General features: G+C 47.5%; 25 protein-coding genes and 1 other RNA gene. 11 read left to right on the top strand and 15 right to left on the bottom strand.

The window, feature by feature from the left end:
• Positions 1 to 56 precede the first annotated feature (56 nt).
• The 4 genes from BS617_RS16235 to BS617_RS16220 all read right to left on the bottom strand — a co-directional run bounded on the left by BS617_RS16235 (position 57) and on the right by BS617_RS16220 (position 3,465).
• Positions 57 to 344 (bottom strand): hypothetical protein, encoded by a 288-nt coding sequence (locus BS617_RS16235; protein WP_075174039.1) that lies wholly within the window; start codon positions 342 to 344, stop codon positions 57 to 59.
• A gap of 236 nt (positions 345 to 580) precedes the next feature.
• Positions 581 to 988: a CBS domain-containing protein gene (locus BS617_RS16230; RefSeq protein WP_075174038.1), complete on the bottom strand. Its 408-nt coding sequence runs from the start codon at positions 986 to 988 to the stop codon at positions 581 to 583.
• A 187-nt stretch (positions 989 to 1,175) separates the two neighbouring features.
• On the bottom strand, positions 1,176 to 2,213 hold the full coding sequence (locus tag BS617_RS16225; protein ID WP_075174037.1) for an NADP(H)-dependent aldo-keto reductase: 1,038 nt from the start codon (positions 2,211 to 2,213) through the stop codon (positions 1,176 to 1,178).
• Positions 2,214 to 2,268: 55 nt separating this feature from the next.
• The gene (locus BS617_RS16220) at positions 2,269 to 3,465 is read right to left on the bottom strand and encodes a class I SAM-dependent rRNA methyltransferase (RefSeq protein WP_075174036.1); all 1,197 of its coding nucleotides are present in this window, start codon (positions 3,463 to 3,465) and stop codon (positions 2,269 to 2,271) included.
• 204 nt (positions 3,466 to 3,669) lie between these two features.
• Between BS617_RS16220 and BS617_RS16215 the strand changes: the two genes are divergently transcribed.
• Positions 3,670 to 5,007 (top strand): dicarboxylate/amino acid:cation symporter, encoded by a 1,338-nt coding sequence (locus BS617_RS16215; RefSeq protein WP_075174035.1) that lies wholly within the window; start codon positions 3,670 to 3,672, stop codon positions 5,005 to 5,007.
• Between the two features lie 109 nt (positions 5,008 to 5,116).
• On the opposite strand, the gene gcvH is transcribed toward BS617_RS16215, so the two are convergent.
• From gcvH to BS617_RS16185, 6 genes are all read right to left on the bottom strand, one after another.
• Complete coding sequence (gene gcvH / locus BS617_RS16210) at positions 5,117 to 5,509, bottom strand: glycine cleavage system protein GcvH (protein ID WP_075174034.1); 393 nt, start codon at positions 5,507 to 5,509, stop codon at positions 5,117 to 5,119.
• Positions 5,510 to 5,533: 24 nt separating this feature from the next.
• The gene (gcvT, locus tag BS617_RS16205) at positions 5,534 to 6,637 is read right to left on the bottom strand and encodes a glycine cleavage system aminomethyltransferase GcvT (RefSeq protein WP_075174033.1); all 1,104 of its coding nucleotides are present in this window, start codon (positions 6,635 to 6,637) and stop codon (positions 5,534 to 5,536) included.
• Positions 6,638 to 6,809: 172 nt separating this feature from the next.
• Positions 6,810 to 8,063 (bottom strand): UbiH/UbiF/VisC/COQ6 family ubiquinone biosynthesis hydroxylase, encoded by a 1,254-nt coding sequence (locus BS617_RS16200; RefSeq protein ID WP_075174032.1) that lies wholly within the window; start codon positions 8,061 to 8,063, stop codon positions 6,810 to 6,812.
• A gap of 33 nt (positions 8,064 to 8,096) precedes the next feature.
• Entirely contained in the window at positions 8,097 to 9,386 is a 1,290-nt protein-coding gene (ubiH, locus tag BS617_RS16195) for a 2-octaprenyl-6-methoxyphenyl hydroxylase (RefSeq protein WP_075174031.1), read from the bottom strand.
• The gene (gene pepP / locus BS617_RS16190) at positions 9,383 to 10,711 is read right to left on the bottom strand and encodes a Xaa-Pro aminopeptidase (protein ID WP_075174030.1); all 1,329 of its coding nucleotides are present in this window, start codon (positions 10,709 to 10,711) and stop codon (positions 9,383 to 9,385) included. The genes ubiH and pepP overlap by 4 nt, the downstream gene beginning before the upstream one ends.
• Positions 10,712 to 10,734: 23 nt before the next feature.
• A complete protein-coding gene (locus tag BS617_RS16185) occupies positions 10,735 to 11,325 on the bottom strand; it encodes a UPF0149 family protein (protein WP_075174029.1) in 591 nt (196 codons plus the stop codon).
• 144 nt (positions 11,326 to 11,469) lie between these two features.
• On the opposite strand from BS617_RS16185, the gene BS617_RS16180 reads away from it, so the two are divergent.
• The 4 genes from BS617_RS16180 (at position 11,470) to BS617_RS16165 (ending at position 12,903) form a co-directional block, all read left to right on the top strand.
• Positions 11,470 to 11,679: a TIGR02449 family protein gene (locus tag BS617_RS16180; protein ID WP_075174028.1), complete on the top strand. Its 210-nt coding sequence runs from the start codon at positions 11,470 to 11,472 to the stop codon at positions 11,677 to 11,679.
• Positions 11,676 to 11,999: a cell division protein ZapA gene (locus BS617_RS16175; protein ID WP_075174027.1), complete on the top strand. Its 324-nt coding sequence runs from the start codon at positions 11,676 to 11,678 to the stop codon at positions 11,997 to 11,999. Before BS617_RS16180 ends, BS617_RS16175 begins: the two co-directional genes overlap by 4 nt.
• 99 nt (positions 12,000 to 12,098) lie before the next feature.
• A non-coding RNA gene (gene ssrS, locus BS617_RS16170) (6S RNA) lies at positions 12,099 to 12,277 on the top strand.
• A gap of 35 nt (positions 12,278 to 12,312) precedes the next feature.
• Positions 12,313 to 12,903, top strand: coding sequence for a 5-formyltetrahydrofolate cyclo-ligase (locus BS617_RS16165; RefSeq protein ID WP_075174026.1), 591 nt, complete (start codon positions 12,313 to 12,315; stop codon positions 12,901 to 12,903).
• Between the two features lie 69 nt (positions 12,904 to 12,972).
• Here the strand turns inward: BS617_RS16165 and BS617_RS18505 are convergent, their stop codons facing one another.
• The gene (locus BS617_RS18505; RefSeq protein WP_277252404.1) at positions 12,973 to 13,107 is read right to left on the bottom strand and encodes a hypothetical protein; all 135 of its coding nucleotides are present in this window, start codon (positions 13,105 to 13,107) and stop codon (positions 12,973 to 12,975) included.
• Positions 13,108 to 13,336: 229 nt separating this feature from the next.
• Positions 13,337 to 14,248 carry an AEC family transporter gene (locus BS617_RS16160; protein WP_075174025.1) on the bottom strand — a complete coding sequence of 304 codons (912 nt, stop codon included), beginning with the start codon at positions 14,246 to 14,248 and terminating at the stop codon, positions 13,337 to 13,339.
• 53 nt (positions 14,249 to 14,301) lie between these two features.
• On the opposite strand from BS617_RS16160, the gene BS617_RS16155 reads away from it, so the two are divergent.
• Positions 14,302 to 14,814 carry a glycine cleavage system transcriptional repressor gene (locus tag BS617_RS16155; protein WP_075174024.1) on the top strand — a complete coding sequence of 171 codons (513 nt, stop codon included), beginning with the start codon at positions 14,302 to 14,304 and terminating at the stop codon, positions 14,812 to 14,814.
• A 122-nt stretch (positions 14,815 to 14,936) separates the two neighbouring features.
• Positions 14,937 to 15,185 (top strand): GlsB/YeaQ/YmgE family stress response membrane protein, encoded by a 249-nt coding sequence (locus BS617_RS16150; protein ID WP_075174023.1) that lies wholly within the window; start codon positions 14,937 to 14,939, stop codon positions 15,183 to 15,185.
• A gap of 93 nt (positions 15,186 to 15,278) precedes the next feature.
• On the opposite strand, the gene BS617_RS16145 is transcribed toward BS617_RS16150, so the two are convergent.
• Both BS617_RS16145 and argH read right to left on the bottom strand, forming a co-directional pair.
• Complete coding sequence (locus tag BS617_RS16145) at positions 15,279 to 16,340, bottom strand: GGDEF domain-containing protein (RefSeq protein WP_139303231.1); 1,062 nt, start codon at positions 16,338 to 16,340, stop codon at positions 15,279 to 15,281.
• Between the two features lie 42 nt (positions 16,341 to 16,382).
• A complete protein-coding gene (gene argH / locus BS617_RS16140; RefSeq protein ID WP_075174021.1) occupies positions 16,383 to 17,777 on the bottom strand; it encodes an argininosuccinate lyase in 1,395 nt (464 codons plus the stop codon).
• A gap of 242 nt (positions 17,778 to 18,019) precedes the next feature.
• Here argH and hemC point away from each other — a divergent pair, with 242 nt between their 5' ends.
• The 4 genes from hemC to BS617_RS16120 are packed head-to-tail and all read left to right on the top strand — an operon-like array spanning position 18,020 to position 22,456.
• The gene (gene hemC, locus BS617_RS16135) at positions 18,020 to 18,982 is read left to right on the top strand and encodes a hydroxymethylbilane synthase (protein WP_075174020.1); all 963 of its coding nucleotides are present in this window, start codon (positions 18,020 to 18,022) and stop codon (positions 18,980 to 18,982) included.
• A 23-nt stretch (positions 18,983 to 19,005) separates the two neighbouring features.
• Positions 19,006 to 19,821: a uroporphyrinogen-III synthase gene (locus BS617_RS16130; RefSeq protein WP_075174019.1), complete on the top strand. Its 816-nt coding sequence runs from the start codon at positions 19,006 to 19,008 to the stop codon at positions 19,819 to 19,821.
• The gene (locus BS617_RS16125) at positions 19,818 to 21,152 is read left to right on the top strand and encodes a uroporphyrinogen-III C-methyltransferase (protein WP_075174018.1); all 1,335 of its coding nucleotides are present in this window, start codon (positions 19,818 to 19,820) and stop codon (positions 21,150 to 21,152) included. The genes BS617_RS16130 and BS617_RS16125 overlap by 4 nt, the downstream gene beginning before the upstream one ends.
• The gene (locus BS617_RS16120; RefSeq protein ID WP_075174017.1) at positions 21,152 to 22,456 is read left to right on the top strand and encodes a heme biosynthesis HemY N-terminal domain-containing protein; all 1,305 of its coding nucleotides are present in this window, start codon (positions 21,152 to 21,154) and stop codon (positions 22,454 to 22,456) included. Before BS617_RS16125 ends, BS617_RS16120 begins: the two co-directional genes overlap by 1 nt.
• Positions 22,457 to 22,788: 332 nt before the next feature.
• Here BS617_RS16120 and BS617_RS16115 read toward each other — a convergent pair whose 3' ends face one another.
• Entirely contained in the window at positions 22,789 to 23,175 is a 387-nt protein-coding gene (locus tag BS617_RS16115) for a c-type cytochrome (protein ID WP_075174016.1), read from the bottom strand.
• Positions 23,176 to 23,195: the final 20 nt, after the last annotated feature.

The raw sequence follows: 23,195 nt of genomic DNA, 5'->3' as shown, positions 1-23,195 counted from the left end.
AGATAAGTTTTATCTTTACCAAAACATTCTAAAAATCAGCACTTTCGATAATCTACTTAAAATCCATGACTAACCCAGTTATGAAGACTCTTTCTCGTCTTGAGGATAGCCTCGTTACTTAACGCAAAGCGAAGCGGTAATAATGGTATTCTCCCTTCAGGTAATGGAGAGTACTCCATTTTCTCTGGGTTACCTTTGCTAGAAAAACCAGGAGGGACACCCTGAGGTGGTGATGCGGGCGTATTTACAACAGGTTTTAGGTTCTTAGCTTTTTGTATAGCTTCGCTGTTTGCAATGCGTTTATTGGTCGCGAAAATATCATTGTATGCTTTATCCCATTCCATGATCTAACCTTACGAGCGTCCTGCTCTATGTGCGAAAAGAAGACCAATATTGTAGTCGGGTATCGCTTCTCGAACCACCTCCTACCTAAAAATAGGAATTTGACCTATACCCGTTGAGAGCATCTGTAGGTTTATTGTGAGAAGTCTAACGTAGTGCCAGACGGTACGCATACAAAAGCAGTACAGACTAATCATCCATACTGCGGTGTTTACTTCCACGTTGACTATTTATGTACCTACGCCACTCGGCACCCTTTTAGGGACTGATTAAGCGATGACATGACTTGTGAGCGGGTGATGATCCCCACGATACGATTAAAATCATCCACCACAGGGAAGATTTTGGGCTTATCTTTCCCCATGATGGTCGCCAGTTCTAGGATGGATAACTCAGCCGATACGAACAAGGGGTTCTTGTGCATAATATCCTTCACTTGGATGTGTGAATCACAGTGGTAGCTGTCAGTGATCAATGCTTTGATACAGTCTTGTTCTGATAGAAAGCCCACCAGCTGCTTTTTTTCATCAACAACAGGCAACCCCAAGAAACCACTTGAAAGTAGCTGATCGACGGCATCAGTGAGGCATGTTTCCATGGTTAGGGGCGTAACCTGATGGCTCATTAAGTGTTTTACTTTAAACATGTCGATAACCTCTGTTTGTTTTCCCGATAGGGATTACATTCAGTATTAACGCGTTTACGAGTTTTGCCCAATGAGATCTAGCTATATTGATAATAGCTATGAGTTATTAGCCCTGTTTATGCTGCTTTGAGGGCAAGCACACATAAAAAAAGAGCCGTGTAGGCTCTTTTAGTTAAGCGTCATTGGCTTACGGACACGGGTATGTGTAACGTTGGTGGATAGTCTCGATTGCTTCAAGAATATCGCTGTTTAGTTCAACATCATCAGACGCGATGTTTATAGCCAACTGTTCCATGGTGGTGGCACCGATAATAGTAGATGCTAAAAATGGGCGCGAATTCACAAACGCCAGTGCCAGCTGCGAAGGATCGATGCCATGCTCTTTCGCGAGTGATACGTAAGCTTGCGTCGCAGCTATACCGTTTTCATTTGTATAGCGCGCATAGCTTGGGAACAATGATAAGCGTGATCCCTTTGGCATTTGCCCATTTAGGTACTTACCCGACAATACGCCAAACCCTAAGGGTGAGTAAGACAACAAATCTACCTGCTCGCGCTGCATTACTTCAGCCAAGCCAACCTCGGTCGAGCGATTCAATAAGCTATATGGGTTTTGAACACTCACAATACGCGGCAAATCGTGCATCTCGGCGTACTTTAGAAAGCTCATAGCTCCCCAAGCCGTTTCATTCGAGAGGCCGATGTGACGAATTTTTCCTTCATCCACCAGCTCTTGGAGCACCTGCAGAGTCTCTAGGATGGGCGTACCATCTTTAGAGGCGTCATGTGTATAACCCAATTTGCCAAAGAAGTTGGTTTGACGATCAGGCCAATGTAGCTGGTAGAGGTCGACATAGTCGGTTTGCAAACGCTGCAAGCTTTTCTCAATGGCTTCACGCAGATTAGGGCGATCAAAGTGTAAATTAGGGCGCAGGTAACTGGTCATTTCTGCGGGGCCAGCCGCTTTGGTTGCGATGATTAAATCATCCCGCTTGCCACGTTTTTTAAGCCAGTTGCCAATGTAAGTTTCTGTTCGGCCCTGTGTTTCTGGAGACGTCGGCACGGGGTACATTTCGGCAGCATCGATAAAGTTCACATCGTGAGCGACGGCGTAGTCTAATTGCTCGTGCGCCTGCGCTTCCGTGTTTTGATTACCGAATGTCATAGTGCCTAAGCAGATGCGGCTCACGGCTAAATCACTACTACCTAGTTTACGATACTGCATACCCTCTCCTTATTTGCTGACGTTTGAATCACTGGTATGACCAGCTCAGTGCCATTTAGCTCCCCGGTAAGACGCGAACACTAAAAGATTTTAAATAGTCCGTTTCTGGGATCGCGGGATGTACCGGGTGATCTGCGCCTTGGTGCCCTTGATGGAAGATCTGTGCCGTACGATCGAGCTCGCGTGCATTGCTGCGGATAATATCAATCAAGCTAGCGCGCTCTAAATGCATAGAGCATGAGGCACTAATTAATATGCCGTCTTTTTTCAATAAACGCATCGCCATGTTATTGATACGCGCATACGCCCGCTCACCATTTTTGATGTCTTTGCGACGGGCGATAAATGCAGGCGGATCCACAACAATCACATCAAAGCGTTCTTGCTCTTGTATTAGCGCTTTGCAAGTATCAAATGCATCTCCTTTTAAGCCGACAAAACGGTCATCTGCATTATTGATACGTGCATTTTCTAGTGCGACTTCTAAGGCTGTTTCAGAGGCATCCACACAGGTGACTTCATCAGCTCCAGCAGCTAATGCCTGTACACCCCAGCCCCCCACGTAACTGAACAAGTCGAGTACTCGCTTACCTTGAACATGGCGCTGCATCTCGGCACGGCTGTCACGATGATCGTAGAACCAACCCGTTTTTTGACCCGTTAAGATAGGTGCTAATAAGGGCACTCCGTTTTCTTCCAGCGGACATAGCTCAGGCACTTCGCCTTGCACTACTTCAATGTAGCTTTCCAGCCCTTCTGTTGTGCGCATTTTACCATCGCACCGTAAAACAATAGCCTGCGGCGTAAAGATCTTATTTAAAGCGGCGACCACTTCATCCACAGCCGCTTCCATTCCAGCCGTGGAAATCTGTACAACAAACACATCAAAGAAGCGATCAATCACCAGACCGGGTAAAGCATCAGAATCACCAAACACAAGGCGGTAACACGGCTTATCAAAGCAAGCTTCACGTAAAGATAATGCAATATTGATACGATGCACCAATAAGGAGCGATCAAGACGGTAACGCGTATCGCGGCTGATCATACGCCCACAAATCAACGTATTAGGGTTGATATAAGCAATGCCCATCGCTTTACCTTGGCTTGATTCAACGAGCACTTGCTCGCCAGGCGCAAATTGTTTGAGCGGTGAACGTTTGTTATCGACTTCGTTGCTGTAAATCCACACATGACCTGCGCGCAGACGGCGGTCAGCACCACTATTCAAAATTAAGGTATTTAGAGACATGACACTCTCGACAGACGCTTTAGACGACAATCCCGGCCTTAGCCGGGATAAAAAATAATTAAGGTTAAGCTTACACCCTTGCTAAGGTCAGGTCGATAATCTCTGCGTTAGCGCGTGTTTATCACGGATAAATAGGGCAATATTTCAGAATAGTCATACTCGGATGACAATGGTATTGTGATCTAAACTAACACGGAGGTGTGTATGAGTCTTACCATTAAAGTCCTAATTGGCATGCTACTAGGGATAGTTGTCGGATTATCCATTAACCTACTGGGGCTCAACGCTCCTGACGGATGGATTTACGGCTACCTGACTAACGGACTATTCCATGTTGTTGGAACCATGTTCGTTAACGCTCTCAAAATGCTCGTTGTGCCATTAGTGTTCTTCTCACTAATTTGCGGCGTTTGCGGCATCGGCGATATCAAATTATTAGGGCGTATTGGCTCTAAGTCCTTTGTACTTTATTTAATTACCACCGCAGTGGCTATTGCGTCCGCTTTGATTATTGCCGCAGGCTTGGGTATTGGGCAAGGTATGAACGCCGTTTCTGAAGCGGTCTTTACTGGTAAAGACGCACCTCCACTGAGCCATGTGCTCATCAACATTGTTCCAACCAACCCTATTAATGCCATGGCGAAAGGCGACATGCTGCCAGTCATCTTCTTCGCTATTCTCTTTGGGACCAGCATTTTGCTAGTAGGACGTAAAGCCAGTAGCGTTGCTGACTTTATTGAAGTGCTAAATGAAGTCATGATGAAAATGGTAACTATCGTCATGTCTGTCGCACCTTATGCGGTCTTTTGTTTGATTGCGAAAGCGATGGCAAACCTAGGCTTAGATTTACTGGGTCAGCTATTAGGGTACGTGCTTGTTCTGATTGGTGTTCTTTTATTCCACCTGTTTGTAACGCTTCAAGTTGTCCTCAAGCTCTTTTCTGGCCTTAGCCCCTTCGTCTTTCTTAAAAAAATCCGTAACGCACAAGTGTTCGCATTCAGTACCTCCAGCTCGAATGCGACGATCCCCGTGACCCTTCGTACCGTCACCGAACGAATGGGGGTTAAAAACTCCGTGGCGTCTTTTACCGTACCATTTGGCGCAACAATCAACATGGACGGCACGGCCATCATGCAGGGGGTTGCAACGGTATTCATTGCTAACATCTACAATGTCGAACTTGGCATGAGCGGGTATTTAACCGTTATTATGATGTCGGTATTAGCGTCAATTGGTACCGCAGGCGTGCCTGGCGTGGGCTTAATTATGTTATCGATGGTATTCGCCCAAGTTGGCTTACCTATCGAAGGTATTGGTTTAATCCTGGGTGTTGACCGCCTGCTCGACATGATCCGCACCGCCGTTAATATCTCAGGCGATGCTGTCGTGTCAGTCGTTGTCGCAAAAAGTGAAAACCAGCTGGATACCACCATCTATGATGATCCACTCGCCGGTACGGTAGATGATGCTGGTGTCCACTTCGACCCGGCAGCAGAAAGAGATCTCGCGGCTGGTATCGAGCAAACACACAACCGCAGCTAGTATTTACGCTACACAGCAGGCACAAAAAACCCCGGAATTCCGGGGTTTTTTAGTAAGGCTAGTAGGCCACACATAAGCTATGTTAGGTATGTGTTGGCTACCTTAGCGCTTATTCTTCGTCTTCGCACAGCTCGCCATACGCCGCGGCGTCTAGCAAGTCGTCTAGTTCAGAAGCATCCGACAACTTAAGACGGAAGAACCAACCGTCGCCGTAAGGATCACTATTAACCAGCTCAGGAGACTCTTCAAGCTGCTCGTTAACAGCAACCACTTCACCTGAAACAGGCGCATAAATATCTGATGCAGCTTTCACAGACTCAACAACACCCGCGTCGTCACCTGCGCCTACTTCTGAGCCCTCTTCCGGTAACTCAACAAATACAACATCACCTAGCAAATCTTGCGCATGGTCAGTAATACCGATAGTGACGGTGCCATCACCCTCATCACGGATCCACTCATGGCTAGATACATATTTCAGTTCGTTACGAATATCACTCATCTTCCCGGTTCCTGTCTAAGGAGGTTAAGAAAAAACTTTTTTGCCATGACGGACAAAAGGTGGACGAACCACTTTGACCGGCACTTGTTTGCCACGCATATCAACCATAGCTTCTGCACCCGTTCCGGCTGGAACACGCGCCAATGCAATTGATACGTTGAGCGTTGGTGAAAAACTACCGCTGGTAATTTCACCTTCACCTAAACCTTCCACGATTACTTTTTGGTGACCGCGTAAAATGCCACGCTGTTCTAATACTAGCCCTACTAGCTTATCAGGTACACCCGCCGCTTTTTGTGCTTCAAGCGCTTCACGACCAATAAACTGGCGTGTTTCAGGCTCCCAAGCTATGGTCCAGCCCATAGCCGACTGCAACGGCGTAACCGTTTCATCCATATCAGAGCCATATAGGTTCATACCCGCTTCTAAGCGCAATGTATCACGCGCGCCCAAACCACAGGGTGACACACCTGCATCGGCTAATGCTTGCCAAAAAGCGACCACTTCATCGTCAGGAACCATAATTTCTAACCCATCTTCACCGGTATAACCAGTTCGGGCTATAAACCAACCTTCCGACTCGCAACCTTGGAACACGTCGAGGCCATCAATCAGACGCTGGCGGAACTCACTCAAGACTGTTTTAGTTAACGCTATCGCCTCAGGTCCTTGTACGGCAACCATCGCCAATTCGGGTCGTTCGGTTAAGGCCACATCAAAGCGTGCTGCTTGCTCAGCCATCCACCGCAAATCTTTATCACGTGTTGCACAGTTTACGACGACGCGAAACCACTCACCTGATACATGAGGTTCGCTCATTAGATATACAATGAGATCGTCGATGACATGACCATTGTCATTGAGCATACCGCTATACATCGCTTTACCCTTCACGGTAAGACGAGCGACATCATTCGCTAGCAAGCGGCGCAAATAATCAGCCGCATCGGCGCCAGTAACATCGACGATTGTCATATGAGAAACATCAAACATGCCTGATGCCTGACGTACTTTATTGTGTTCTTCTATTTGAGAGCCATAGTTGATCGGCATATCCCAGCCGCCAAAATCAACCATTTTAGCACCCATGGATTGGTGTAGATCGTACAACGCAGTCTTCTTTGCCATTCGTCACAAACTCGCTGGTGTTTGTTGCATGTAGAGCTTATTAAGCCATGAATCAGCGCTAACCCTAAGCCCGAAAATAAAAAAGGGAGGTCAATTTATAGGGATTTGCGCAGCAGATCAATGCTTGAGCCTGCCGCACGATGCTTCTTTAGTCCAGCCCGTATCGTTTTATTCATCCGCTTTTACGTTGAGCCATAGCGGGCAGATCGCCTTTAAGCCCCATCGCCTGCATGACAATATGTTGTTTTATCGGAGATAATTTGTTCAGCGTATTCATTCCCGTGTTACGAATAAGCTTAAGCAACGGCTGCTGATGCCCAAATAATTGTTTAAAGAATTCCATGCCCGCAGACATTTGAATATTCGCCGCTTGCCGTTGGCGTTGATAGCGTAACAAAACCGCTTCACTGCTCCATTGATCACCCCGATCGCGCGCCTGCAGCACCGTTTCCACCAAAGCAGCGGCGTCCATTAGCCCTAAATTAACGCCTTGCCCTGCCAAGGGATGGATGGTGTGGGCCGCATCGCCAATAACCGCCAGAGCGGCCTTAACATAGTATTTGGCGTGACGCTGACGCAACGGAAAAACCGAACGCTCAGCGGTTGTTTGCACCTGACCTAAGCGCTGCTCAAAACTACGCGTGAGCAAATCACAAAAACTTTGGTCGTCGCCTGACATCAGATCTCGTGCATGATCCGGTGACGTTGACCATACAATGGAGCAAGAATGGGGGTCACTGAGCGGTAAAAATGCCAACGGGCCATCATCCGTAAAACGCTGCCACGCCGTGTTACGGTGGGGCTTTTCAGTGGTAACCGTCGTAACAATTGCATGATGGCCGTAGTCCCACTCCCACATGGGAATCGACGCCATGCGACGAACCCCAGACATGGCGCCATCAGCCGCGACCACTAACGCCGTTTGCCATAGTTGCCCATCACTACAGGTTAGCTGTCGAGTGCCATCTGCTGCTACATCACTCATGGCTTCAACACTGACGCCAGCCACCCAGGTTAGGGATTTCAAACCCGCGGCTATTTCCATAAGAGCAGCCACCGTGACTCGGTTCTCTACAATATGCCCCAAGTGCGGCTCATGAAGTTCTCGGCTGGAAAAGTGGATATGTCCGCTGCCTTCGCCATCCCACACATCCATATCTGTGTAAGGGTGTATACGCAAACCTTGCATCAATGGCCACGCCCCTAAGCTTTTAAGCCACTGCTCAGACGCGCAGGTCAAGGCACTCACTCGCGAATCATAGCCCACATCTTGCTGAGCCTTCGCTTGGGACATAGCCTGTGCTAATTGACTCGTTTTTTGTTCAAGTACAACAACCTGTAAGCCTTGTTGGGCGAACGCTACCGCAGCGGACAACCCGACCATTCCGGCGCCTATTACTACGACATCTGCCGTCTGCACTGTCATTTTAATACCTAAACCCTATTGTGGTTACCATTGTTATGAAGCCGTTAAATCTGGCGCCGGAATATCCAAGCCCATGGCCCCACGGGCAAATATTGTTTTGGCTATTGGGCAGATATCCATCGCTTGCAAGCCAACATCACGCCCCAAAGCGAGCAATGGATTTGTATTTGAGAACAAGCGCATCGTCTTATCGCTCAAACCTATCGTACGTTCCTGATCATCAATGCGCGCACGATAGTAAGCTTGGAGCATTGTAAGATCACCCAGCCCAACACCGCGTTGGCGTGCATCAATTAATTGTTGAGCCAAGGCAACAACACCCCGTAAAGCCAAATTGTAGCCTTGGCCAGCAATCGGATGTAAAGCATGCGCCGCATTGCCCAGTATCGCTAAACCTGAACGTACCTGTTCATCCGCTACGACTTTTTTAAGCGGATAACTGAACCGCTCTCCCACTTTTACAAACCGCCCGGCACGATAACCAAAACGCTCTTGTACCTTGGCCATAAAAGCGTCGTCCGACATGGCAAGCGTTTCTTCTAACTCATCTGATGGTACTGTCCACACAAGGCCACAACGGTTATCTTGGTCATGCGTGGCAAGCGGCAATACAGCAACAGGCCCGTCGGGTGTGAATCGCTCATACGCAATATTTTTGTGCGATCGATCGGGACTAATAACCGCTACAACAGCATGCTGATCATATTGAGTTTGCTGATAGCCAATGCCTAACTGTTCACGTAAGTCGGAACGACCGCCATCAGCCATCACCACCAACGCCGCACGAATAACTTGCTCAACGCCGTTAATGTCAACGGTTACTTCCATACCTGATTCTACACGCGCCACATGAGACACGTGAGCAGGACAGATCGGCGTAAGGCGCTCATGGTTTGTATGGGTTTGTAAATGATTAAGCAACACACGCCCAAGCCAGTGGTTTTCTACCACGTACCCTAGAGCAGGTACTTTTTCTTGCTCGGCGCTTAAGCGAGCAGCACCAAAGTGGCCTTTATCCGACACATGAATGTGGGTGATAGGGGTCGCTTGCTCCGCGATCGCCGGCCAAACACCGATATGCTCGTATAATGATCGGGTGCCATAAGATAACGCGGTGGCTCGAGCATCATAGCTAGGCTGGTAAACCGTCAAATCGTCATCCGGTAAAGGCTGGGATTCGATCATGGCGATCTGTAAATCAAGCGACTGAGCGGCAGGCAGCAGCGCCGCAGCCAAGCTAGCACCCACCATTCCGCCACCGATAATGACAATATCGAACGTTTGATCTGCAGCGCTTGCCTCTTTGTTACTTTTTTCTGTCATACGGCCGCCATTAATGCTTCTATTTCATCAACGGTTTTAGGAACCGATGCCGTCAGGACTTCATGCCCTGTTTCAGTGATTAATACATCGTCTTCAATGCGTATTCCTATACCACGCCAACGCGCATCAACAGACATGTTGGATGGCGATACATAAATACCAGGTTCAACTGTCATCACCATACCCGGCTGCAGTGTTCGCCATTGGCCATCAACCTTATAGTTACCTACATCATGGACATCCATACCCAGCCAATGTCCCAGCTTGTGCATGTAGAACTCACGATGAGCGCCTTCTTCTATCAGCGCGTCCAACTGACCAGACAATAAACCCAGTTCAATTAGCCCTGCGGTAATGACGCGCACTGAGCAATCATGGATTGCCTCCCACGGTACTCCCGGCTTAATCATATCCAAACAGGCATACTGCGCCTTTAATGTCAGCTCGTAGAGTGCTTTTTGCTCGTCGCTAAATTGACCATTAACGGGAAACGTCCGCGTTATATCCCCAGCGTAATAATCATGTTCACAGCCCGCATCAATTAACACTAAATCGCCAGAGCGCAGCGTGTCACGATTGCTCACATAATGCAGAACACACGCATTCTCCCCCCCACCGACAATACTTGAATAGGCCGGTAGACGGCAGCCTTCATTCATAAAGTGATGAGTGATTACGGCTTCGAGTTGATACTCTTTCATACCCGGTTTACATGCTTGCATCGCGCGGATGTGAGCTTGTGCCGATATCTCACCGGCAGCGCGCATGACGGCTGCTTCAGCTTCGGACTTAATTAAACGCATATCGTGCAGACAAGGTGCCAAATCCGTCAGTTGTGTCGGCGCTTGTACCCCTTGCCTCACCTGCTGACGCATAACCGTTAACCATGCTTCTACGCGCTCTTGCGTAGCCAAGTGGCTACCCATACAAAAATACAGCTGAGCAATGCCGTCTAGCAGCGTTGGGACTTTATCATCTAACGCCTCTACAGAACCTGACTCATCAGCACCAAAAATTGCCTTGGCGCCTTCTGGCCCGTGGCGGAACCCATGCCAAATTTCCATGTGAGGATCACGAGGCAAACAATACAAATGATAGGTCACCACACCGGCTCGCTTAATGAGCAACATGACCGCATCGGGCTCATCAAAGCCTGTTAGGTAGTAGAAATCGCTGTCTTGTCGAAACGGAAACTCAACATCATTGTTACGTGGCTGTAAGCTTGCTGCGGGTACGATAGCAGCACTGCTATCATCCATTTGCTCGGCTAAGCGTTCACGTCGAGCGGCAAATTCAGTCTGTTCTATACGCGGGTAATCCATCATACCTCCATCCTATGGCAACGCTCTTAGTGCATTGCTTGTGGTGCAGACTCTTGTGTATCGTCGGGTTTATTGCACTCGGCAAACAGCATTAATGCAGCCATCCGAACATATTCCTCAAGTTGCATCAGGTCAGACTCGGCTTCGTCTGTATCTTCCACATCTTCACTGGAAACTTGGGCAATTTGCGATAAATCAGTCAACGACTCTTTTGCCTCTGCTGATAACGACTGATCGGTCTGCTTACCTTGATAACCGAAACCTGTCATAAAGCCCTGAGTCCACTGCCCCAACGCTTCGGTGCGTTGATGAACAGGTGACTCATCGTCTGGCCGTAGCATCGACAGCCCCATATCAAAGCTTTCAAGTTGGCCTAATGTTTGTTGGTACAAGCCAATTAGCCCTATTTTGCTCGTCTCGTGTGATAACCCTGATAACTCTAAAAGCTCGCATACCGTCTTCAGCCATAAATCAGGCGTTAAACGTGCCCCGGAAGCTAATTGACCGGCAAGCCAGCCATGAAGTTCAGCAGGCGATACCGTTAGTACCTCTTCAGATACAAGCACATTGGCTATTTGGTCAAAAGTAAGGAGTTCATCATGTTGCGCTAAAGTCATTAAAACACTCTCGAATTATCAATCGTCACATAGAATTACGCTAAGTGTAACGCATCCATGGAGCTTAGGCAGAATTGACCCTACAATAGAGCCTGATTATAGTCAGCATAATAAAGCTCAGAGCTAGGAATGCCGGACCTCAAGATGACAGATCACTATTTTAACGCACTCGAACAAAAAATAGATCAACTACTGCAACGTTGCGCTCGTTTGGAATATGAAAACCGACAACTGCGTGAAGCCGAGCAAAACGTCCGCCATGATAAGGCTCGATTGCTTCAGGTGAACGATCAAACTCGCGCTCAGGTCGAGAAAATGATTCAGCGCCTCAAATCACTGGAGCAGAACACATGAGCCAAGGGAAAAGCCAAAAAGTATCAATTCGAATACTGGACAAGGAATATGTAGTCGGCTGCCCAGATGGCGCTGAGGCCGAATTATTTGCCTCGGCTGAATACCTTGATACAAAAATGCGCGAAATACGCGATACGGGTAAATTACTAGGACTAGATCGCATCGCCGTAATGGCCGCGCTCAATATGTCTCACGAACTGCTACAAAATAAAGCCCAGCAATCTGAGCTGATCGAATCCCGCATACAACGCCTTGGTAGTAAAATAGATCAATCCTTGGCCAAACTAGAAAAAGGTCAACCTGAAGATCATTCATCGTAATTTTTTTTACAGTAAAATCATTATGTTATGTATTTCACATAGCATTAAGATAAAAAATTACAAGACCTGACATCTTAATTTATAGCGTTATAATGCAAGGGCTTCCTGGGGTAACTGACAATTGGTTACGTCCCTCGAGCCGATAAACACCAGATTGGATTTTCTTAGCAGGTGTTGTGAGCATGTCCGTTCTTCGGAAAGCCTAATACATCTCGGGAATCTCCTCCTTGAACCTTCGGGTTCAGGGCCACAACCAATATCGGTACCTCGGGAAGTCCTTCCTACCTTTATCAAGCCAAACCTTAAGGTCAGTATGGATACACGCCAACAGTTGCGCTCCAAACTGCGCCGCCAACGCCGCGCACTTACTCCATTACAGCAAAAGGAAGCGAGCAGACGGCTTCTCAACCAGCTGGGTAAAATACCCGCAATTCAGCGCGTAAAACACATTGCGGTTTATATAGACTCAGATGGCGAAATAGGCACTCAACCCATCATTGAATGGTGTCACAGACACAATAAGCGAGTCTATCTGCCTGTCTTGCATCCCTTGAGTCATAACCGCCTGTGGTTTACGCAATACACACCAAGCACCCCAATGAAGCGCAATAAATATGGAATTTTAGAGCCTCGCAAGCCTTACCATCGCATGTTAAGCGCCAAGCGCATCGACCTCGTACTCATGCCACTGGTTGGCTTTGATACGAACGGAGGGCGACTGGGAATGGGAGGCGGCTACTACGATCGCACCTTTAGCTACCTAAAAAAACCGGGGATTAACAAGCCTCGCTTAATTGGTTTAGCTCATGAGCTTCAAAAGGTAGACACGCTACCCATCGAACCATGGGACATTCCCCTCAGTGCTGTTGCTACAGACAAGGCTTTACACACCTATTCATCATAATAGGGAGCAGAAGAAGTAGAGTTTAGTGGCGCAATGGAAGTAGCCGTAGCTACCGTGAGTTGAGCAAGGCTAGCCTTGGCGGCTAAAAACTTGAGAGACAATGGACGCCAGTTCAAAATCTGTTTGTGAAAAGACACCGGTAATAACAGAACCGATGACAAAGGCGGTAATCACTAACATGACAAGATCTGGACCCTTTCGCATAGTAACGCTCTAAATTTTTTTAAAAAATAAACTTGAAAAAACAGTGATGTTAAACTTGTTCGCAAAAAAACAGCAAAGAGTCTTTCATATTCTGTAAAAAAATCAAGCTTTACGTATAACTTATCCGCAAGTTACGCTGTTTTCTTAGTTATTTTTATAAGTTTTAGCGAAAAACAGCTGAAAAACAAGAAAATTTTCTGACTCGAAGGCTACAGCAAGCAATTCGTTTTTAAAGCACAAACCACATCACTAACGGCATAAATAGAAATGACAAGAGAGTTTGCCCGGTAATAATTGCCGCCATTAACTCAGTGTCGCCTCCCAGTTGTCGAGCCAAAATATACCCAGACGAGGCCGTTGGCACTGCCGCAAACACCAACATCAAAGCCGTCATTTGTGCCGTAAAGCCTAAACTCCAGCACGTTAACCACATAATGACAGGGAATACGGCTAGCTTTACGACAGATGAAACCCAAATAGCCGTTTTACCAGTACGCAGGGTATTTAAATTTAGGCCCGCGCCAACGGCCAATAATCCCAAAGGTAAAGCCATGGCACCCAACAAACCCGCTACAGAGCTAAATCCAGAGGGCACGCCAAGTCCGCTTGTATTTAAAAAGATACCCAGTAGGCAGCTGAGTATGAGTGGGTTTTTCGATAAATTGATAACGACATTTTTCACGCTCGGCGTAGCGGTTGTGTGTAACGAAAAAACCAGAATGCACAGTACGTTAATAAGCGGAATCATAATACCGATAATAACGGCAGAGATTGCTATAGCATCGCCTTGAAATAACGCGGCGGCCGCAGCTAAGGCCACATAAGTATTAAAGCGTATGCCGCCTTGATAGAAAGAGGTAAAGCCGGCAGCGGTTAACTTTAACCAAGGTTTGAGTAAATAACATACCGCCGAACCGGCTAGCAGCATCACAACAATAGCGACGGCGATCGAAAAAACCGGAACCCCACTCATATCAGCCGACCCCAATCGATCGATCAACATCACGGGGAATAATACAAAATAGGTAAGCTTTTCAGCCGGCAGCCAAAAGGCATCACCTGGGAACTGATATCGACGACCTAGCTGGCCTAACACTAATAAAGCAAAAATGGGCCATAAAGCACTTAGCACGGTTTCCATACTTGTGTAGTATCCTTCGGGTACAAAAACAAAATAATTCAGGGAGCCATCTCATGACATCTCTCGTACTCACGGTCATCGGACCAGACAAACCGGGACTCGTCGAACAATTATCTCACGCGATTGTCTCTCATGGCGGTAACTGGCTTGAGTCTGGCCTTTCTCGCCTTGGCGGCAAGTTCGCCGGTATCGTACTCGTCGATTTACCAGAAGCACAAGTTAATTCGCTACAAGCCGCACTGCAAGCGCTTCAGTCCAGCGGGCTAAAAGTATCAAGCGAAATCAGTGACGACCAAGCCCGTGAGGTATCACTAAAGCCTATAACGCTCGACCTTATAGGCCACGACAAACCGGGAATCGTTCGGGATATATCTCAAGCACTTGCCGCGCGGCAAATTAATGTTGAGCACCTAGATACCCAATTAGTATCGGGTTCTATGTCGGCCGAGCTGCTATTTAAAGCAGAAGCACAGTTACTCGCACCCGAGTCTCTGGACGTAGACGAACTACAAGCAGCACTAGAATCTATCGCCAGCGACTTGATGGTAGATATCTCAATTAACTAATCAAAGCGCTTATTACGCACTTGTGTAGATATTTTCAGACATCATTCAGTTTGAAAACCGTCTTATAAGCCTAATACGGATTATTAACGTTTAATTTAAAGCAGAAAGTGCAAAGAGGTTATATGGGTATTTTATCGTGGATTATTATGGGGCTGTTAGCCGGCGCATTAGCTAAATGGATCATGCCTGGTAAAGACCCTGGTGGTTGTATCATTACTATTTTGTTGGGTATTGGTGGCGGTTTACTCGGTGGTTACTTGGGCACCTTGTTAGGCATGGGTAAAGTAGATGGCTTCAATCTAGGTAGCTTTGCTTTAGCAACCTTAGGCGCTGTTATTTTGCTCTTTATCTACCGTAAGATGAAAAGCTAGCACCACGCGACGGTGCCTACCAGCGGCACCGTCGCATAGTCCCACAGACTATTTTCCAAGCACTCACCGTTTACCGCCACCGGCTAGTCCAAATTATTCAGTTGTCGTCGCGGAACACACCTGATTACGGCCGTAATGTTTGGCTCGGTAAAGCGCATCATCCGCGCGTTTCATCCAATCTCGGCTGTCCTCTTTTTCCCGTAATTGCGCCACGCCCACCGATACAGTGACAGATAAGCCTGGGATTAAACGAGTCTTTTCAAGCAAATGGCGAATTTGATCCGCTAAGTTTTGTGCCTCTTGTACATCACCTTCAACAATTACCACAAACTCTTCACCACCTAAACGAAAGAGCTTTTCATTACGGCGCAGCAGTACCTGCATGAATTCGACAAAGCGCTGCAAAAACTGATCACCCACGCCATGGCCATGGTTATCATTAATTCGCTTAAAATGGTCGATATCAAAGAGCACTAAAGAAACAGGCATTGAACGGCGGGAAAATGAAGAAACAACACTTTCTATCTCATCATCCATCGCCCGGCGGTTCCCTGCACCGGTTAATGAATCGACGGTGGCTGCCACCGACAAACGCACTCGGTCATGATGTACGCGACGAGCAAAAATAAACGCAAACATCGCCACCAGCACATAGGTGACTACAAAACGCAGCATTTCTGAAGGCTCTACAATATCGCGAATCAGCCAAGTTACCAAAGCAAGGCACATGAGGGAGATAGCTGTCGCTTCTTTGAGGCGCACGGTAAAATAACATGCTAACGTGACAGGGTAAGCCCAAAAAAGCAGCTCGGTTCCCCTAACATATACAGATAGAACCATACCCAGCGAGTAGGTCATGGTAAAAATTATCCCAGCTAAGCGATAACGCCCTGTTGCGAATACGTACGCTCCAATAACGACCATAAACACAACAATAAGCAGATCAACCATTCCCTGCTCTATGTTTCCACTCCAGAAACGCCATACAGCAAATGGCAAAATCGCCAATACACCCATTAGCCCTTGGAATAAAATAAACTCTTCTACGGGCTCTAGGTTCTTATGCTCTCTTCCCAGCCGGGACATCAAACTAGTGAGCAAAATAAATCCCTTTATTCTTGGCTCTTCTGAGAGCTGTGTTGTAAAAGAAGTCACCTATTAGCAACCCCCGGTTAGCTAATAGGCTATTCACACCAATTAACCTCGCTTGGCTAACATTGCTTTAGCACGCGTAACGGCAGCACGCACTTGGTTAGGCGCAGTACCGCCAACATGATCACGCGCCGCAACAGAACCTTCCAGTGTTAAAACATCAAAGACATCTTCACTAATTGTGTCAGAGAACTGCTGTAATTCGTTGAGGGTCATTTCGCCTAAATCTTTACCTGATTCAATGCCGTACGCAACTGATTTACCGACGACTTCGTGAGCATCACGGAACGGCATTCCTTTACGAACCAAGTAGTCTGCTAGATCGGTCGCCGTTGAAAAACCGCGTAAGGCCGCTTCACGCATATATTCTTTACGTGACTCCAGCGCTGGAACCATATCTGCGAACGCACGCAGACAACCTTTTACGGTATCAATGGCATCAAACAGCGGTTCTTTATCTTCTTGGTTATCCTTGTTATATGCCAAAGGCTGTGACTTCATCAAGGTTAATAAACTAAACAAGTGGCCATAAACACGCCCACTCTTGCCTCGAACCAACTCTGGCACATCAGGATTTTTCTTTTGCGGCATAATCGATGAGCCCGTACAAAAGCGATCAGGCAAATTGATAAAGTTGAATTGCGCCGACGTCCATAATACGAGCTCTTCTGACATACGCGTCATGTGCATCATCATGATGCTGGATGCAGCACAAAACTCAATAGCAAAATCTCGATCCGATACCGCATCTAACGAATTCTCAGCGGGCGCATCAAAACCGAGCAACTCACAGGTTACATGGCGCTGAATCGGATACGTTGTGCCAGCTAATGCCGCGGCTCCGAGTGGCATTACGTTAACGCGTTTTCGTACATCTTCAAAACGCTGGTAATCACGCGTTAGCATTTCAAACCAGGCCATTAAATGGTGGCCAAACGTAACAGGTTGAGCGGTTTGTAAGTGCGTAAAGCCCGGCATGATGGTGTCGGCTTCACCTTCGGCTAGCTCGGCTAAGCCCTGCTGTAAGCGAGTTATTTCAGCTAAAATCAGGTCGATTTCATCACGGACAAACAAACGGATATCTGTGGCGACTTGGTCATTACGAGAGCGGCCCGTGTGTAACTTCTTACCGGTAATACCGATCTTCTTTGTCAGTGCCGCTTCGATGTTCATGTGCACATCTTCTAATTCGATTGACCATTCAAAGTTGCCAGCTTCGATATCCGACTGAATTTCATTGAGGCCATTAACAATCAGATCACGCTCTTCAACAGTAAGAACACCTGCCATTTCCAACATAGTAGCGTGTGCAATAGAGCCACGGATATCTTGTTTATACATGCGCTGATCAAATTGGACTGATGCAGTAAAACGAGCGACAAAAGCGTCGGTAGGTTCATTAAAACGACCACCCCATTGCTGGTTGGTTGTGTTGCTCATGACTAACCTCCTATAAAATCAGCGCTATGCTTCTATTAATTTGTAAACAAACCGCTATAAAACGAATAAAAAATTAGCCGGATTATATCAGTTTTCCATGCAGCGTGACCCTTTTTCCGAACAAGCACACGCAACCAAACCAATCTGTTACAATCCAAACACTGCTGGGCGTGCCGGTTTAGAATCGGCTTCTTACTTTCGTTATTGCCATTGCAGCCGGATTCGATTGTCAGGACATCATTATGCAAAATAATATCCAGAAAAAACGTGTACGCATCGCCACCCGAAAAAGCCTGTTAGCTCTATGGCAAGCAGAGTATGTAAAAGCCGAGCTAGAGAAACACCATCCTGGCATTGAAGTCGAATTGCTGGGGATGAGCACACGAGGCGATAAAATTCTGGATACCCCACTGGCTAAAGTGGGCGGTAAAGGGCTCTTTGTAAAAGAGCTAGAAGTCGCCATGCTAGAAAACCGCGCCGACATCGCCGTCCATTCTATGAAAGATGTACCAATGGAGTTCCCCGAAGGCTTGGGACTGTCAGTTATTTGCCCGCGAGAACGCCCAACCGATGCGTTTGTTTCCAATCGATTCAACACACTGGCCGAACTTCCTCAAGGCGCTATTGTGGGCACTTCATCGTTACGCCGCCAAGCACTTCTGCGTGAGCAGCGCCCCGATCTAGAAATTCATGACTTACGAGGCAACGTTCAAACACGTCTTAGCAAACTCGATGATGGGCAATACGACGCAATTATCCTTGCCACAGCAGGGCTAATCAGACTTGAACTGCAAGACCGGATTCGCACCGAACTCTCTGCAGACATTTGCTTACCTGCCGGTGGACAAGGCGCCGTTGGTATTGAATGCCGTTTAGATGACCACGAGATGATCGAGCTACTAGCCCCGCTACACGATGCTCGCACAGCGGCTTGCGTGACAGCTGAGCGCGCCATGAACCGCCGTCTTGAAGGGGGCTGCCAAGTACCTATTGCCTGCTTCGCCGTCCTTAACGAAGCTGAAGATGAAGTCTACCTACGAGGACTCGTCGCCAAGCCCGATGGTACGACTGTATTGCGTGACGAAGAGCGCGGAGCCCCAGAAAATGCCGAGCAAATGGGGATAGCTCTCGCCGAGCGCTTACTAGACGCCGGTGCCCAGGAAATACTCAGTGCCGTTTATGCATCAGGTAACGCTCAGGCATAACACTTTTAAGGGCAATGGACAGTATGCCAAATGCATTAGCCAACTTAACGGGACAACGGGTATTAGTTACCCGGCCAGCTCACCAAGCGGCCCAACAAATACAACAACTGAGGGACTGCGGTGCAACTCCGATACCGCTTCCTCTGTTAGCCATTCATCCAATTGAAGCAACAGACCCTCGTTATCATCTGCTCAAAACACAAATAATGAACATTGATGAATATCAGATCATTATTTGTGTGAGCCCTAACGCCGCTAAACTTGCCATAGAATGGATAGATGAATACTGGCCACAGCTACCTGTCGGCATTGAATGGTTAGCTATTGGTGGAAAAACGGAGGCCATGCTAAACGATGCGGGCATACCGGCTAAACGCCCAGCCGAAGGTTTTAACTCCGAAGCCATGTTAACCATGCCAACACTGACAGAACTGAATGGCGCTAAGGTACTGATATTACGTGGTGATGGAGGAAGAGCTACGCTTGCCGAAGGGTTAAGCCAGCGCGGAGCTATCGTCACATATGCCAATTTATATGACCGTTGCTGCCCCACCTATGAAGATACGCTTATCCAAAGTACTATTTATCAATCTTCACTGACCTCTATCCTTATTACCAGTGGCGAGGCCCTTGATAACTTTGTTACAGTGGTGAAAGGTCGGCAACAACAATTCAGTATCAATTCACTACTCTCACTGTACCTTGTGGTCCCCAGTGAACGAATTGCTGAAAAAGCCCGTACAATAGGATTTACAACTATCATGGTAGCGCAAGGACCGGACGATGAGTCCATGATCAAGGCGCTTACCCTAGCTAATGACTCGGAAGCCAACGCATGAAAGAGACCGGGAAACATACGGACGATAAGCAGGATCAAGTAAAAAAAGACGATTCTGCCTCTAAGAAACCAACCGTAGAAGCGCAAACATCTAATGACACATCTGATCCAAAACCGGATGTGGCAAAAGCCGCCGATACTGAATCGACGGCAGCAAAGGAACCCCAGTCTGCAGATAACAAGCCTGAAGTGACTGAGCCAACCAAAGAAATACCGGCCGACAAACCCACACCGGTGGTTGCAGCGGTACCTCAAGCCGAAGAAAAAAAGCCAAGCACATGGCCTGGTAAGTTAGCACTGGTTATCTCAATTATTGCATTAGGCGCAACGGGTTACATCTACTGGCACGATATGCAAAAACAGCAGCAAGAAAGTGCTGATATAGAAGCACTCAAGGCGCAAGTGTCTGAGGCTATCAACAGCACCAACGCCACCGTTGCTGACGCTAAATCGCTTGTTAGCACACAGGTTTCATCGGTTAACCAAAGTTTAACCATGCTGCAAAACCAAACAGCCAAAGAACAAGCCGGTATTGCTGAGTTACAAGAACGCCTGACGCAAAGCATTCAGCAAGTGCAAGCAAAACAAACCAATACCCGCAAAGATTGGCTATTGGCCGAATCAGAGTACTTGTTACGATTGGCAAACCAACGTGTCATGATGGAGCAAACTCCGGTTGGCGCCCTAGCTCTTCTTAAGTCTGCCGATAAGATTTTAAAAGAGACCGATGACGTATCTATCTATGCCGTGCGCAAAGCGCTCGCTGAAGATATTGCCTCCCTCGAAGCCGTTCCAACATTTGATTTAGAAGGTAGCTACCTCAAGCTAGCGGCACTGAATAACCAAGTCAATAACTTACGCTTAATCCCGCTAACTGAAAAAAATCAATTGCCGTCTCTCATCGAAGAAATGACACCGGATACCGTTGATACCTCATTAATGGATAATGTTCGCGATTCATGGGCAAAAGCAGTGGATAAGTTTGAGAAGCTTGTTGTGATTCAGCACCATGATAAGAAAATCGAGCCACTGTTATCACCAGAGCAAAATTACTACCTGCAACAAAATCTGCACCTGATGCTGGAGCAAGCCCAACTGGCATTACTGCAACGCAAGCAAGTCGCTTTCGACCGTAGTCTAGACAAAGCAGAAGAGTGGCTTTCTACTTATTTTGAAGCCGACGATGCAACCACACAATCGTTACTGCGCGGAGTGAATGAGCTTAAGTCTCTTCAAATTTCACCGCAAATGCCTGATATTAGCGGCTCTCTTAACGCCTTAAAAAGCTACCTTCAAAAAATGACCGACCTTAAGGCAGAAGGAGCCGCTTAATGAAAAGACTACTGCTTCTTCTACTCGTCGTCCTAGCGGTTGGCGCTTGGGTTGGCGAAAAAATGGTTCAAGACCCTGGCTATGCCATGCTTGCTTATAATGGCACGACCATTGAGACAAGCTTATGGGTACTGATAGTCATATTGGTGCTTGGTTTTGCCATTTTACATTGGCTGATCAACTTTTTATTGCATTCGAAAATGCCTCATACCCGCATTAAAGAATGGCGCGAGCATCGTCGTCACTCATTAGCGCAACGTAAAACCATGAAAGGGTTGCTGGCGCTTTCCGAGGGTAAGTGGTGGCAAGCTCAACGCCTACTCAAACAGTCCGCCAATGATGCGCAACTCCCCCTCGTTAACTACTTGGCCGGCGCACGTGCGGCTCATGAGCAAAGGGAAGACAAAGCCGCCGATGAGCTGTTACAGCAGGCACGCAGCGCCGTTCCTCAAGCTGAAGTGGCCATTGGCGTGAGCCAAGCACAGATCCAGCTCGAACGAGGAGAATACGAAACCTGCTTAGCTAACCTCATTCGCTTGCGACGTTTAGCACCTAAAAACACCTATGTTTTACGCCTACTCAAATCGGTGTATGTCAGCCTCGAAGACTGGCAAGGGTTAACAAACTTGTTGCCTGATTTACGTAAGCACAAGGTATTCAACCCAGCCGAATTAGATAAGTTAGAGCAAACCTGCTATGCACAACTGCTTGGCACTGCACTGGCTAATATCCCAGCAGAAGCCGATGTAGAAACACGCTTAAAAGCCTTAAACCGCGAGTGGGATAGCTTACCGAACCGAATGTCTCAAGATGAGCTAATCGTTCGCCAATATGTTGAGCTACTCATTGAAGCCCGCTCAGAAGAAAAAGCTGAAAGCTTCTTGCGCACTAAAATTAAGAAAGAGTGGGATGAGGGCCTTGTTCGACTTTACGGTCGTGTGCAAGCACCCGACGCGCATAAGCAGTTAGAAGTCGCTAAAGGCTGGCTTAAAAAGCACCCAGACAGCGCCTCTTTGAAACTGACGTTGGGCCGCATCTCAATGCGTAACGAGCACTGGGGCAAAGCAGTAGATTATTTAGAAGAAAGCTTAGCGCTTGAAAAATCACCTGAGACCTACAGCGAGCTCACACGCTTGCTGACTCACTTGGGCGATAACGAGCGCTCGCTTAGCATCATGCAGGATGGCATGGAGTTAATGAGCACTGACTTACCGCCGCTGCCATTACCTCAAAGTGATACAACTGCCGACACAGAATCATCGTCCGCGGCACCCGAAGCAGCACCTGCTGAATCAAAAGCATAACAAGAGCAAACCGCTCCCCAAAAGCCCTCTGTTGCTTAGTTGCACCGAGGGCTTTTAGCTTTTATGACCACTGCGACTTCGTTATTGGCTCGGCGTTAAGCCTGTTTGCTTCTCAAACATACGCCGAAACGCACTGACGTCTTCAGTTTTCGCTTATGCAGAGGTGATAGATACGGAAACGTTCACGGCTAACGCCTAAAAGCGTTGCAGACAATGAGGCTTTTTACACGTAAACCATAAAAGCCTCATTTTGATGGCCCGTTCAGCTACGTGCTTAGTTGAGCCTTAATCAACAAAGCAGCGCTTTTTAGCACTGCTTTTGTTACACCTGCCTACTTCAGCGTTTTTAAATAGCTAATCAAATAATCCTGCTTGGCTTTGTCGGTGATGGATACATGGCGCATGCGAGTGCCGGGTACGAGTGCTTCGTTATCGGCGATCCATTGGCGCAGGTTTTCTTCTGTCCAAGTTAACCCTGCTGCCGACATGGCGTCTGAGTATGCAAAGCGTGGTACAGAGCCTGATTGACGACCCACTACACCAACAAGGCTAGGGCCAAAGGTGTTTTTACTAGGATCTGCTGAGTGGCAAGCGGTGCAGTTTTGTTGAAAAACCTGCTCTCCGGCAGCGGCCATCGCGGCATTTGTATCCGCTAGCGCAAAGCTTGATAGCAACAGTACAGCGCTGCCGATGAAAGCTTGAGTAGTTTTCTTCATCATGAGTGTTTACTCCCTTAACC

The sequence above is a fragment of the Neptunomonas phycophila genome (genome assembly GCF_001922575.1).
In the GTDB taxonomy this organism is placed as follows: Bacteria; Pseudomonadota; Gammaproteobacteria; order Pseudomonadales; family Balneatricaceae; genus Neptunomonas; species Neptunomonas phycophila.
Note: the sequence above shows the minus strand (reverse complement) of the source record. Positions and strands in the feature narration are given on the sequence as shown.

Excerpts from the sequence above, each read along its gene's own strand:
- BS617_RS16165 (WP_075174026.1), top strand. The coding sequence starts at position 12,313 with ATGGATACACGCCAACAGTTGCGCTCCAAACTGCGCCGCCAACGCCGC.
- BS617_RS16225 (WP_075174037.1), bottom strand. The coding sequence starts at position 2,213 with ATGCAGTATCGTAAACTAGGTAGTAGTGATTTAGCCGTGAGCCGCATC.
- BS617_RS16150 (WP_075174023.1), top strand. The coding sequence starts at position 14,937 with ATGGGTATTTTATCGTGGATTATTATGGGGCTGTTAGCCGGCGCATTA.
- BS617_RS16200 (WP_075174032.1), bottom strand. The coding sequence starts at position 8,063 with ATGACAGTGCAGACGGCAGATGTCGTAGTAATAGGCGCCGGAATGGTC.
- pepP (WP_075174030.1), bottom strand. The coding sequence starts at position 10,711 with ATGATGGATTACCCGCGTATAGAACAGACTGAATTTGCCGCTCGACGT.
- argH (WP_075174021.1), bottom strand. The coding sequence starts at position 17,777 with ATGAGCAACACAACCAACCAGCAATGGGGTGGTCGTTTTAATGAACCT.
- BS617_RS16155 (WP_075174024.1), top strand. The coding sequence starts at position 14,302 with ATGACATCTCTCGTACTCACGGTCATCGGACCAGACAAACCGGGACTC.
- BS617_RS16120 (WP_075174017.1), top strand. The coding sequence starts at position 21,152 with ATGAAAAGACTACTGCTTCTTCTACTCGTCGTCCTAGCGGTTGGCGCT.
- BS617_RS16130 (WP_075174019.1), top strand. The coding sequence starts at position 19,006 with ATGCCAAATGCATTAGCCAACTTAACGGGACAACGGGTATTAGTTACC.
- BS617_RS16175 (WP_075174027.1), top strand. The coding sequence starts at position 11,676 with ATGAGCCAAGGGAAAAGCCAAAAAGTATCAATTCGAATACTGGACAAG.
- BS617_RS16180 (WP_075174028.1), top strand. The coding sequence starts at position 11,470 with ATGACAGATCACTATTTTAACGCACTCGAACAAAAAATAGATCAACTA.
- ubiH (WP_075174031.1), bottom strand. The coding sequence starts at position 9,386 with ATGACAGAAAAAAGTAACAAAGAGGCAAGCGCTGCAGATCAAACGTTC.
- BS617_RS16215 (WP_075174035.1), top strand. The coding sequence starts at position 3,670 with ATGAGTCTTACCATTAAAGTCCTAATTGGCATGCTACTAGGGATAGTT.
- hemC (WP_075174020.1), top strand. The coding sequence starts at position 18,020 with ATGCAAAATAATATCCAGAAAAAACGTGTACGCATCGCCACCCGAAAA.
- BS617_RS16230 (WP_075174038.1), bottom strand. The coding sequence starts at position 988 with ATGTTTAAAGTAAAACACTTAATGAGCCATCAGGTTACGCCCCTAACC.
- BS617_RS16220 (WP_075174036.1), bottom strand. The coding sequence starts at position 3,465 with ATGTCTCTAAATACCTTAATTTTGAATAGTGGTGCTGACCGCCGTCTG.
- BS617_RS16185 (WP_075174029.1), bottom strand. The coding sequence starts at position 11,325 with ATGACTTTAGCGCAACATGATGAACTCCTTACTTTTGACCAAATAGCC.
- BS617_RS16115 (WP_075174016.1), bottom strand. The coding sequence starts at position 23,175 with ATGATGAAGAAAACTACTCAAGCTTTCATCGGCAGCGCTGTACTGTTG.
- gcvT (WP_075174033.1), bottom strand. The coding sequence starts at position 6,637 with ATGGCAAAGAAGACTGCGTTGTACGATCTACACCAATCCATGGGTGCT.
- BS617_RS16160 (WP_075174025.1), bottom strand. The coding sequence starts at position 14,248 with ATGGAAACCGTGCTAAGTGCTTTATGGCCCATTTTTGCTTTATTAGTG.
- BS617_RS16235 (WP_075174039.1), bottom strand. The coding sequence starts at position 344 with ATGGAATGGGATAAAGCATACAATGATATTTTCGCGACCAATAAACGC.
- gcvH (WP_075174034.1), bottom strand. The coding sequence starts at position 5,509 with ATGAGTGATATTCGTAACGAACTGAAATATGTATCTAGCCATGAGTGG.
- BS617_RS16125 (WP_075174018.1), top strand. The coding sequence starts at position 19,818 with ATGAAAGAGACCGGGAAACATACGGACGATAAGCAGGATCAAGTAAAA.
- BS617_RS18505 (WP_277252404.1), bottom strand. The coding sequence starts at position 13,107 with ATGCGAAAGGGTCCAGATCTTGTCATGTTAGTGATTACCGCCTTTGTC.